Raw genomic sequence first — 11,710 nt, 5'->3', positions numbered from 1 at the left:
CACCTGGCAGCCGCTGGGCATGGACACCACCCGCTTCGGTCCACTGCCCGGCCACCTCGCGGCCCGCTGCGCGCCGACCGAACTCGACCAGGACAGGGAATGGCCCACATGCTGCGTCTTAACAAGCAGGGCAGCTCGGTGGCTACGGCGACCATGCGAGCAGTCCCCTTCCGTGCAGCTGCAGCCGCGATGGTGCCGAAGGCTCCCGTCGTCAGGCGCCGGGTCCCAGCGCCGCATCCACCAAAGTGCGTTGATGCTCCTCGCCCAAGACGTACGAGGCGCCCGGAGCTTTCACCAGGACCGGGGCCAGCACGAAGTCCGAGATGGTCTCGCCTAAATCCCGCAGTTGATCGCGCAGCGGCTGGGGAACAAGCTCGTCGAGCAGGTCTGCCTCCGCTGCCCTCATACCGATCCGGATCGCGGCGCGGAGGGCGAACACCTCCTGTGCCATGAGCTCGCGTAGGAATTGGGCGGACTGCGGCTCGCCCTCAACGTACGGGCTCATCCTTTGTGTCAGGTGGGCAAGCCGACCCAGGAGCCACTCCTGAAGATCCCGATCGGCGCGAGACAGCGGCGCTTGAGGAGTATGGCGGGGGGTGGGCATACACGCTTTGTAGCACCTGGGACCCGACTCGCCGATGCGCCGCGCCTGAAGGTCACTCGGTCCAGCGACCAGATCGAAGCGCGTCTTGCCCCCTGCATTCCAGCACGGTGTCCGGATGCTTCGGGTGGCCGTCACGGGACGAGCGGTACCCGCGCGGCGGGTGCGTGCCGGCCTGGCGCATGGCGCTCAGTAGCGAGAGCGCGATATATGGCCCGCTCACTGGCCAGCTGTGCTGCTTCGTCACACGGCCGCACCAGCCGCCCTATTCACGAGCAGGCGCCGGGCCGCTCGGGACCCACACATGCGTCGGACCACAGCACCCTGGAGCCCCGCCAGCGCACGGAGGGGCGCGGGCACAAAGCGAGGTCCTCGCCCCGAGCGCTGTGCACAACAACTACACGGTCCTGGTCGGGAGTTCCTCGGCGGGCATCGTGATGCGCTCCCGAGGCGATACCGTCAGGGCATGACCCGACCTCATCCGCCAGCCCGGTCGCCGGGACGCCTGCCTACTGGTCGATGCTGGAGCGCGAGGTCGGCAACTTCTCCCGAACCCGCCCGGCGACTGGTCCGATGCGCAACGGCTGATGACGTTTCTGCGCCTCTACGGCATGACAGGCCTCCTCGACCTGTGCACCCTGCTCGTCCTTCGCGCCGTCGACCGCTGTCCTGCCGAACTCCGTGACGCCCAGGACCGCCCGGACCTTTCGAAGATCATCGTGGGCAAGTCCGACGCACTCACCACCATCGACACCGCGTCCTCCGCGAATACGCGACTACACCGCGGCTCCGTGACGGCCGACGACCTCACCAGCGCCGAGGAACAGATCGAGCGCATCAACGGCCTGGAGCCGGTGGTGACCGCTGCCCTTCAGACTCGCCCCGGGCATCCCAAGGCGCGGCGCAACGTCCGCCGGACCCTCTCCGAGCAGGGCGAGGGCGCCGGCGAAGGGACCGCGATCTTCGGCATCCTCAGCGAGGTCATGGAAGCCGTCGGCCGCAGGACCTCTCCCATTCCAGGGCCTGCGCGACGAGCCCTCCCCCACGATGCGCGGGTGCGGCGCCCGGCACCGCACGGCGGCATCACATGGCCGTGCCGACATCGCGGACGCGGCAGGACCAGCGCTCCTGACGCTCGGCGCCGGCATCGGCAAGAGCCGGCCGCCGCTTAGAATCGATCCTGGCGAAGAATCGAACACATCGAACAAGCCCGAGGAAGTCGCGGCGGCCACCTCACCCCCCAACACGCGCAGCACCGAACAGGGGTGCCATCGTCGCCCCAGCCGCCCCTCGTGAGTACGACGGCACAGAGCACCATTACCAAGGTGACGAGCCACGTACGCGAACCGGAGCAGCCGATCGCGGCAGGGTGCGCAGCCGGCGGGAGCACACTCGGCTCGTGAAGGTCAGTCGCGGGCACTCCCCCACGGTCCGTTGGCGCACCAGGATCGGGAGGTCGCCGCGGTGCTTGGCCGGCCTCCCGCGAGGATCGCCGGCGCGGCTACAAGGTGCTCCTGACCGTGGAGGGGTGCCGATCGCGCTGTTGCCGTTCTTCCTCCTCCTTCGTGATCCGGTGCGCCTGCCCCCTGTTCACCTCCCGACCGTGAGCAGTCAGCCAGTCGACAACCGTCGGAGTGTGCGTGGACCCGAGCACCTCCATCGCGTAGCGGACAGCCGCGGCGTTCGACTTCAGGCACGCGATGGCGGCCTGATGCTCCGGGTCAGCTTGCACCTGCGCTGGCCTGACAGGTATACGCGCCTCCGGCGCTGCCGCCGAGCCACCCTTCTCCGAGGCGTCACGTACCCCTGGGGTATCCCCCGTCTCCAAGGGCGCGGCGCTGCGATCTCGGATCGCCTCGCTCGCGTCCAGTGCCTCTTCGCTCCGGCGCGATGTGGACCGTTCCAGCTGCCGGTCGCCCACGTCCCGAGCAGATGACGGGGCCGGTTCCTCAGTGCCCGCTGGGGAGGCTGCATCGCGGGGGCGCGCGGGCGCCGCTGCCTCTGGAAGCCCTCCGTCAGTTTCCGTCTGCTGCTCCGTCGGCGGTTCGAAGACCACCTCCGGTCGGGACGCGAGCTCGGGGCTCTGGCGCGGCTTCCGGTCAGGCGTCCCCCCGCCACACGGGCTCGCGCCCTCTCCTGCCTTGGGTTCTGGCCTTACCTGCTGGCCGTCATGTCCATCCTTCCCCGCAGCACTCTGAAGGTGGTCTCGTGTTCGGCTCGACGGTGCCTCAAGCGGGACGCCGTAGCGCGCGATCCGAAGTGGCAACAACTCGTCAACGGGAGCCCTCCAGCGCCACCCGCGGCCGAAGCGACCTCGGAGCCGGGCCTGGTAGACCAACCGCTGCTGCTCAGCCTGGATCACCTCGTCGTACTTCCGGATCTCCCAGAGCTTCATTCGACGCCAGAGCCTGAAGGTCGGCAGAGGCGCAAGGATCCAGCGCCACCATCGCACGCCCTCCATGTATCGGTCTGCGGTGATGGCGGCCAGCCGACCGATAGCGTGCCTGGCTGCCTCGACGGTGACGACGAAGAGCACCGGTATCACTCCGTGCATCCCGACACCCACTGGATCTGGCCAGGCGGCGGCCCCGTTGAACGCGATTGTTGCTGCGGTGAGTAGCCACGCCGCCTGGCGCAGCATCGGGAAGGGAATCCGCAACCAGGTCAGCAACAGGTCGAGCGCCAGGAGCACCCCGATGCCGGCATCAACACCGATCGGGAAGACGACAGCAAACTCACCGAAGCCCTTTCGCTCGGCTAGGTCTCGCACAGCCGCGTACGATCCCGCAAACCCGATCGCTGCGATGACAACAGCCCCGCCAAGCACGACAGCCACGAGTGCTCGCTGGGGTCGACTCAGACGAACGAGTCCTGTATTCCGCTCCACACTTCCCCTCCTTCCAGACATGGTCCTGGGGGAGCGTGCCAGGTCAAGCCTGTGGACAGAGTCTGTGCGCCACGGAGAAGGTGCGCCCCGCTGATGAACTTAGCTGTCAAGAGGAAGTAGCGGGCGTGATCCATGCCAGACTGAGCTGACCTCAGGATGCACTGACCTGCAAATATAGGTATCTAGATAGGTTCTTCGATCGCCATCTAGATATGGCTTCGGATGGTGACATACATAGGCTGCCACCTAGCTAGATAGTTAGCTAGATAGGCATGCAGCTAGGCTTCCACCTAGGGAGCGACATGGGCATGCACCTCACTACCTATCTACCTAAGTAAGTAGACATCTAGCATTCTTTGCGCATGTCTTAGCCGTCTCCTCTTAACGTCTGCTCCCTTACCCTCACTGCCTCATACGCTTAGGCACTCGATTCTTTTTCTGACGGCACCCTCATGCATCTTGACTTTCACTTCGGTCATCTTGAGGCGACTCATTGAGTGCTCTGCTTGTCTAGCCGATGCTGTCATGCGTCACGTTTCTATTTAGTTCCGTCGATTATTGCCTCGCGAGTCTGCTGTCTTGTTCACTTGTAACTGTGTTTTTTGCTCATGGTGCCTATCTGCCGCCACACAGCCTGATCATTCGGTGGTGTACTTGTTGTGTCATGTTTGCATTTCGATGACTGCTTGGCTTTGCACTTAATGATCACAAGTAACGCTCTGCCCTTTGTAGATGAAAACACCTCTTGCCTCGCTGACCCAGTTGCGTAGCTGCCAACTACACTGCGTCTTGCGCTAACAAGCGCATGTTGCACGCTTTCTGCTTTGTGTGGACTTCGAAGGGCACTCACTCAGCCTAGGAGTCAGGTCATGCTTCGTTATTGCGGCAACTGCTGCGCTACTTCGTTCTTCCTGGCTTCTCACGTATCCCTGCTCGCAACTGCCAGTCAGCTAGCCATTCGTGTCTATGCCTGAGCTGCTGCCCCTTGAATCCGCCGCCTCGCCCGTGACACTGCCGATCATCGATGGAGGCTGCAGCCCCACCCTTGACGCCGCCCCTGCGTTGGCCGTGACCGCATTCAGCACCCCGTGCAGAGATGCCTCGGCATTCGTCTTCAACTCCCAAGTCGGCTCTGAGTTGATGATGCTGCACTTCGGCTAGCCTGCCCCTGCCCCCGAGAGGCGCACCCATCCGACGTCCCGCTTGGGGATCGATGGTTCACTTGGGAGTCCCCTGGCCCCCTACGTTCGCGCTTCAGTCATCCGCCGGGAGTCTGCTGTGGCTAGCTCGTGACTGGACCAGGCCCGCCGCACTCAGTCCGGCCTACGAATGGCTCTCTGCCGTCGTGGATGCTGTCCAGGTGCCGCTGGTGCGGCCCTCTCGCCAGAAGCAGTTACCTCCAGCAGCTCCACGCCAGACTGACGCACGATCGTTCGTCACCGCGTGGCAACCGTCGAGTGGATAACTCGGACCTTCCACGCCACTCCGAGCACTGCAACTGCTCGACAGTCGATACGTCGTAGGATGTGGCCGATCGTAAGGACACTGAGGAGATCCACATGTGGGTTCTAGCCGTCGCCTCACAAAAGGGCGGCGTGGGCAAGACGACTACGACGGTGAACCTGGCAGCACGACTCGCTATGGCCGGCCAACGGGTGTTGGTCGTCGACCTTGAGCCGCAGGCTCAGGCTGGCACAGCACTCGGAGTCACTCTGGCTCCGCAGGGACCGGACGTGGCCAGCTCGCTCGGGTGGCTCATGCAGGCCACCCTGCAGGGAGTGAGCGAACCGGACATCATGCAGCACATCCGAGACGTCTCCCACGTTCTGGACACGTTCGACGGGGCTGGGGCGCTGGGAGTGCTTGCCTCCCTGGAGCACACGATGTCTCGTGCCCAGGAGATGTTCGTGACGGCGCCGAAGGAGCACACCCTCATCCTGCGCCAGTTGCTCAGCACTGCATCTGACGCATATGACATCGCCGTCATCGACACACCGCCTGCTGTCTCCAGTCTCAACCTGGTCGGTCTCCTAGCGGCCGACGCGGTCATCACCCTGTGCAACCCCGAGTACGCAACGGTCAAGGGCGCTCGTGTACTTCGCTCGGCTGTAATGAGCCTCGCGAACAACGAGACCCAGAAGGGCCGGCCGCAGTTCCTGGGAGCCCTCCTCAACCGGGCAAATCCTCCCACGGCCGAAACGGGAGAAGACGAGGACGTTCGTGCTCTGATGCTCAACGGGAACCTCATGCCGTTCGTGGCTGAGGTTCGGAGGAACCGCCTCATCTCCAAGGCATACGCATCCGGGGTACCTGCCGTGATCACCCACTCGGGCGGCACCGTTGGCCGGTCGTACACGAATCTGACCGAAGAGATCCTCCAGCGCATGCAAACACCGCAGGAGCAGTGGCGCCTCCCCGCCCCGCGTGAGGAGCAGGGTGAGTTCGAGGTGCCGGAGGAGGCGGTGACCGGTGCCTGACGACAAACCTTCGACGACGACACCGGGCCGCCGCCCCAGGAGGAAGGCGGCCCCGCTCGGCAACCTCATGAACAACCCAGCGTTCGCAGGGGCGGAAGACGTCGTCGACTACTCGGTCTTCGGATCGCCTCCTTCACCTCAGCAGGTTGGACAGGAACCTGGAGGCTCACCAGAGGCTCCTCATGGGGTGCCGGCTACGCCTGGCCAGCGTCAGTCAACGGATCCGCATACCTCAGTTTCTCCAGCTGACCCCGCGCTGGCTGTGGACGCTCAGCCGGAGACGGGATCCGAGCCTGCCCAGCCGGCGGACTCCAACGTGGCGGCCCATCCCGTCCCCGCCGCAAGCGCACAGAGCACGGGTCCGGACCCGGTGCCGGAGCCGGAGCCGGACCCGGAGCCGGACCCGGAGCCGGACCCGGAGCCGGACCCGGAGCCGGAGCCGGAGCCTGCCCAGTCGGCGGCTTCCAGGGGGGCGGACCATCCCGCCCCCGCGGCAAGCCGCGCCAGAACTGCCGGTCGTCGAAAGCGATCCCAGGAGCCCGCCGCCCAGGAGCCCGCCGCCCAGGAGTCCGCCACCCGGGAGCCCTCGGAGGCCCACAAGGCCGTGGCTCACTCCTGGACGGAAAGCATGTTGGACCTCATGCTCGGCGCGAAAGCTTGGACAGCTGTGCCGGTTCGCCTCACCGCGGGCATGGCGGAGGTCATCACCAACAGGATGGTCCTCGACTCCGAGGCCACCGGAAAGCGCATGACTCAAGCGCACTACGTGGACGCGGCCTTCAGGCGTCACCTGCCCTCGACTCTCGACGCGCAGGTGAAGCTCGCTGAGGCATACCTTCGATCAGGTCGTGCTGGCACGACAGGCAGACAGTCCACCTATCGCCTGGGGCCCGATGTGGCCAGCCTCGTGAAGAGCTTGCCGATGGGGATGAAGAAGGCAGGCCGCAGTCGAACCGCCGTTCATGTGTACTCGGCAGCCGTTCAACGACTACTCGATGAACTCGAAGCGGATGGCCCGCTGATCTGGCCGGAGGAGTCTCCGGACGGTGAGTCCTGACTGAGCTAATCCTTCGAAGGCCGAAGCCCCCTGACGTATCCCTTACGTCGGGGGGCTTCGTCGTGTCACAAAGCCGACAATCAGCGAATAGAGGTATACAGATAGCTTTCAATGTAGGGAACTCGATAGGTAGGTAGCGATCCACATAGGGATCGAACCACCTATCTAGCTATCTACGTAGGCATGCAGTCTCGCCTCTGCTCCGGCGGTAGCCCCTCCGCGTCCACGCAAGATCATTTGACCCTTTTGGCCTTCATGGCCGACATCGGTAACTGCTCCCCCCTCCTCGCCCCCCGCACCTCACTCGACACGTCGTGACAACTCCGGCCAGCGAGGGAGGCAATGAAGCGCGCAAAACACCCAATCAAGCCCCTTGGTGCGCGCGAACGTTGATACGGCGTAACATCTCGCGTGACGGTGTCAGTCGTGGCGTACGTGGCCCACGACGCTGAGTGACCGTCGTGCGTCCAGGAAGGAGGGACCCACGTTGTCTAGTCCCGCAGAGGCTCGCAGCGGTCACACGCGGCACCGAGTTGCTACGGCTGCAGACGTCAACACTCGTTGGGTGAAAGAGGCCATCAAGGAAGGCCTCGTCGACGAAACCGCGCTCGAGGGCGAAGACGTCATCGTGGTCCGCAGCTACGCCTTTCTGGACCGAGTCGTCTGGCCAGGGGAGCGCCGCGACCCGAAGGATTCCCGGCAAACCGCGCTCTGGCAGGTGCTGGCCCTCAACACAGTCCGCGATGCGCTGACTTCTCCCGAAGCGAACCCGGACACCGTGGTGTGGGCAAGCCCGGAAGGGGCGCTGGCCACTCACACCCCCCAGGACGCGGCCTCGCTCGCGGCACGAACCAGCGGCCGGACGATGGTCAAATTGCCGGTTGGGTCTTGGGCCGCTGCCCTACCTCATCCTTTCGAGATTCGTTACGCCGCCCGCGACTACGACGAAAATGCTCGAATCGTCGCTCGAGCAGCCGGCACGCCCCTCTCCTTGGTTCACCGGCTTGCTGCCGCAGACCTAGCCGACCTTCAGCATCTGGGGGTTCAGGACGTGATCATGCTCAAGGCGGCGGCCTCTCTCGACGGGGTGGCCTGGCCGAACAGCACAGTCACGCCGGGCTCACCCCATTCGTTCCCGGGCTGGGTTTCGGACGCTCTCGTGGCGGTCCGAACCGCCCTTCAGTCCTCTTCCTGCTCTGCACGCACCAACGTCTGGGCGACACCAAGTGGAGCACGTATCACCCACACACCTGGTGAAGCCGCCCAGTGGCTGATCGACGAGATCAATGACCAGCCGGTAGTCAAACTGCCCGTTGGCTACTGGTTGGCGCGCACACCGGATCCGCTCACCGAGTCGCCTCGCCCATCCAGCCGATAGCTAACTGAGTGCCGCCCGTACGGACAGAAAACGGCGGCCCCCGCAGGTTGGGGACCGCCGTCACCGCCGAGTCGGATCGGCCGACACGGAATCGTAAGGACACCCCCAGTATGCACGCACCCCCGGCGAAGCGCCGATACACCTCCTCCACAGGCGCGCGCGTGCCCCCTGCGCGGACGGCTCAGGTGACGTGGCGTCTGTGTGTCCAGGAGGCCGCAACCATGTTGGTTGCGGCCTCCTGGACACACCGGCATCAGAAGCGTCAGTCCCAGTTGGACAAGGTTCGCGCACGCCACCCGCTGAAGCTGGACTTTATCCACAGGCCGACTCCCGCAGGGTGTCCCGGAAGCGAACAGGCCCGGGACTGCCGATCCCGGACCGTTCGCACTGCGTGGAGGGGGTGTTGGCCAGCCAGGTAGCCAGCTGAGTTCCGGTGTCGCCGGGTCCGTCTCTCGTGCTTTCCCTAGCCAGACGGGCCGCGGTGCCGGTGTTCCCTTCCCACCTCGATTATGGAGCAGATCATCGCTGTCCGTACGAGGGCTGGCTCAGTCATGCCAAAAACGGCTGACCGGGCAGCTCGCTTCAAGCGTTCTGGTACGTCCCGGCGGCGCGGCGCGCGCGGGGGCGAGGTTGTTGAGCTGGCGGGTCCGGTCCCGGAGTCGGGGCCGGGGGATCCGCTGGTGCTGAACCGGGTGATGCGTGCCCGGCTGTACGCCGCGGTGCGGTGCCTCCTGGCGCACCCGTCCCTTGACGGTGCGTCCGATGCGGAGAAGGTGGCGGCGGTGGTACTGCTGGCGAAGGCGCCGGCGAGCAGTGCCGTGCTGCGGCTGCGGACGGGGGAGATGGGGCGGTGGCTCGGCGTGTCCGAGTCGTACGTCAAGCACACGGTGGCCCCGGCGATGCGGGAGGCCGCCGCGGTGGAGACGGAACCGTGGCTGGAGGAGTCCGGCCGGGTGGCGGGGCTGAAGTGGAAGCTGCTTCCGCTGCTCACGGCGCGGAAGAGCGGTGATGCGATGCACCCACTGGCCCTGGCCCGCAAGGATCTGGCGACGCTGTTGCGGTTCTGCGAGGCGCTGTTCGCGCCGGGCTGGGCACCGAAGGACGGTCCGGTGACGCCGCCCGGGCTGCTGGCGGCGCGGCGGGGTAGGGGCGCGGCGACGGACCGGCTGGCCCTGCTGCTCCTCGCGCTACAGACCCGTCCGGACGGGCGGGTGCGGCTGGTGGGCGGCTCGGTGAAGGAGGGCCGGGGACGCGCGGATGCCACGGTTGCGAAGGCCCTGGGCTGTTCGGTCTCCGGCGGGGGGAAGGTCGTCGACCGGCTGGAGGGCATGCGGCTGGTTGAGGTGGTGCGCGCGGACGGCCCGTTCGGCAAGTCGCGGCTGGTGGTTCCGGCGATCGCGGCGGCGTTCGGGCGCGGCTGGGTGCCGAAGGTGGTGGAGGGCGGCGTCGAGGAGCCGGAGGGGCGCTGCTCGTGCGCGTGCGGCGCGGACGGTGAGAGCGAGACGGCGTCTGATGAGGTGCTGGTGCTGTCGGGGGAGGGGTGGCAGCAGGAGTCGTTCGACGACGTCGAGCCCGAGGAGGCCCAGCGCCCCGCTGCTGTACGCGGAGATCTTGATGCCGGTCCGCAGGCCGAGAACCCGGTAGACAGCGGGGAAGAGGCCTGTGCGGCGGGCTCGGAGACCGGTGTGACCGAGCGCCCTGCTGGTGCACCCCTCCACGCCGATCACCCGCAGGTGGTCTCTCTCGGTGGTTCTCTCTTGCTCGATGGTGGGTTTTCCGGCGAAGCCGATCGTGGGTGCGGTGATCTGCCGGGAGGCGCGTACGCCCGCGAGGACGAGCACGGGCCGACCGAGACGGCGGAGGGTGCCGCCGAGTCGGGGCTGGGCGGCCCGCTGCGCGGGGAACAGCAGCAGGAGCTCGCTGGTCAGTCGGGGAAGTCGGCCTCGTACGGCCCGGTCAAGGGCGGGATGCGGCAACTGGGAGCGCCGGTGTTCGTCCGGGCTGCGGCGCTGCCGGAGGGCCTGGAGTCGGTGCTGGCTCCGGTGCGCATGGTCTGGGAGCGGATCGTGCGTCCGGCTGCCCGGCGGCATGTGGCTGCGGCGGTACGGGTCCAGCTCGGTGTGGTGCGCGGGATCGTCGGGCCGCACGATGCCGAGCAGGTCCTCGCCGAGCGTCTCGAGCGGCGGCTCGATCAGCAGATGGGCCGACCCGTGACCGATCCCGTTGGCTGGATCCTGGGCCGGGGCTTGGTCCAGCGGGCGTGGTGCTGGTCGCAGATGTGCGACGAAGGCCGGCGGATGGACACCGGCGGCGACTGCCCCAGCTGCCAGGTGCTGATCGGCGACCGGCGTGGACTGCGCGCCCGCATCGCCGAGGAGACGTCCCGGGAACTGGCCGACGCGGATCCGCAGGCGCTGCAGGCCGAGACCGAGAAGCGGTTGAACGCCGCGGTGAGGCTTCAGGCCGCAGCCCAGGCAGTGCGGCGAGAACAGACGCTGGCCCAGCAGGAGGCCCGCGCCCGGGTCATTGAGCAGCGCCGCGCCGAGTACGCGGCGGCCGAGCAGGCGCGCCTGGCGGCGCCGTGCGCGGACTGCGGGCTCCCGGACGCGGCCGGCCGGTGCATGTCCTGCACCCAACGCCGCTCGGTGGAGCGGCTGGTGGCCGAGGCGGTCGACCTCGCGGTCATGGCCCGGGCCGACCTGAGCGACGCGGCCGCGGTCGCCGAGGTGACGGCCCGGTGCACGCAGGACACCCGGGCGCTGCTGGAGCAGCACCTGGAGAGGCTGCGCGCGCAGGGCCTCGCCGATGTCGAGCTGCTGTTCGCGGCGCGGGAGACGGCCGAGAAGCTCCGCGACCGGCGGCGCGAGAGCCTGCACGGGCGGCTGATGTGCTCGGAGCGGGCCCAGGCGGAGGCGGACTTGGCGTACGACGCCACGATGCGCGCGGCGCACCGGTTCCCGAACCGGGCGATGGCTCAGGAGGCCGCCGAGCGGCGCGCGGACGAGGCCCTGGAGCGGGCGGTGGAGTTCCTGTACGCCGAGCGGGCCCGGCAGCTGCGCGTCGTGCGGGGCGAGCAGCCCGTACGGGCGGCGGAGACCGACTGGTCGCGCCGGTGCGCCGAGCTCGCCGACCAGAACCTTCCCGAGGACGGCGTCGACTGCACCGCCTCCCGTGCGCGGGAGGCGGTGAGCACGGCATGACTTCGCCTCCCGCCCGCGCAGGCCTGGCCTCGCCTTGCTCCGCACGGTTCGCGCCGCCGCGGTCTCCTCTCGGCGTGCCGACGCGCCGGCAGATGGAGTCCCCGCTGCGA

General features: G+C 67.1%; 7 protein-coding genes. 5 read left to right on the top strand and 2 right to left on the bottom strand.

What is annotated here, in order from left to right; translation table 11 throughout:
- Positions 1-211: 211 nt before the first annotated feature.
- On the bottom strand, positions 212-604 hold the full coding sequence (locus ACFYOJ_RS32090) for a hypothetical protein (RefSeq protein ID WP_356558620.1): 393 nt from the start codon (positions 602-604) through the stop codon (positions 212-214).
- 584 nt (positions 605-1,188) lie between these two features.
- On the opposite strand from ACFYOJ_RS32090, the gene ACFYOJ_RS32085 reads away from it, so the two are divergent.
- The gene (locus ACFYOJ_RS32085; protein WP_356558619.1) at positions 1,189-1,773 is read left to right on the top strand and encodes a hypothetical protein; all 585 of its coding nucleotides are present in this window, start codon (positions 1,189-1,191) and stop codon (positions 1,771-1,773) included.
- A gap of 329 nt (positions 1,774-2,102) precedes the next feature.
- On the opposite strand, the gene ACFYOJ_RS32080 is transcribed toward ACFYOJ_RS32085, so the two are convergent.
- Positions 2,103-3,509, bottom strand: a complete 1,407-nt coding sequence (locus tag ACFYOJ_RS32080; RefSeq protein ID WP_356558618.1) for a DUF2637 domain-containing protein — start codon at positions 3,507-3,509, stop codon at positions 2,103-2,105.
- Between the two features lie 1,505 nt (positions 3,510-5,014).
- Here ACFYOJ_RS32080 and ACFYOJ_RS32075 point away from each other — a divergent pair.
- The 4 genes from ACFYOJ_RS32075 (at position 5,015) to ACFYOJ_RS32060 (ending at position 11,600) form a co-directional block, all read left to right on the top strand.
- Positions 5,015-5,965, top strand: a complete 951-nt coding sequence (locus ACFYOJ_RS32075) for a ParA family protein (protein ID WP_356558617.1) — start codon at positions 5,015-5,017, stop codon at positions 5,963-5,965.
- Positions 5,966-6,593: 628 nt separating this feature from the next.
- Entirely contained in the window at positions 6,594-7,022 is a 429-nt protein-coding gene (locus ACFYOJ_RS32070) for a hypothetical protein (RefSeq protein WP_356558616.1), read from the top strand.
- A 565-nt stretch (positions 7,023-7,587) separates the two neighbouring features.
- The gene (locus tag ACFYOJ_RS32065) at positions 7,588-8,400 is read left to right on the top strand and encodes a hypothetical protein (protein ID WP_356558615.1); all 813 of its coding nucleotides are present in this window, start codon (positions 7,588-7,590) and stop codon (positions 8,398-8,400) included.
- 680 nt (positions 8,401-9,080) lie between these two features.
- On the top strand, positions 9,081-11,600 hold the full coding sequence (locus ACFYOJ_RS32060; RefSeq protein ID WP_356558614.1) for a hypothetical protein: 2,520 nt from the start codon (positions 9,081-9,083) through the stop codon (positions 11,598-11,600).
- Positions 11,601-11,710: the final 110 nt, after the last annotated feature.

Source organism: Streptomyces sp. NPDC006384 (assembly GCF_042870695.1).
Classification (GTDB): Bacteria; Actinomycetota; Actinomycetes; order Streptomycetales; family Streptomycetaceae; genus Streptomyces.
The sequence above is the reverse complement of the archived record's forward strand: the minus strand, read 5'-3'. Positions and strand labels throughout refer to the sequence as shown.

Coding starts and splice junctions, on each gene's coding strand:
- ACFYOJ_RS32090 (WP_356558620.1), bottom strand. CDS start 604: ATGCCCACCCCCCGCCATACTCCTCAAGCGCCGCTGTCTCGCGCCGAT.
- ACFYOJ_RS32080 (WP_356558618.1), bottom strand. CDS start 3,509: ATGTCTGGAAGGAGGGGAAGTGTGGAGCGGAATACAGGACTCGTTCGT.
- ACFYOJ_RS32070 (WP_356558616.1), top strand. CDS start 6,594: ATGTTGGACCTCATGCTCGGCGCGAAAGCTTGGACAGCTGTGCCGGTT.
- ACFYOJ_RS32085 (WP_356558619.1), top strand. CDS start 1,189: ATGACGTTTCTGCGCCTCTACGGCATGACAGGCCTCCTCGACCTGTGC.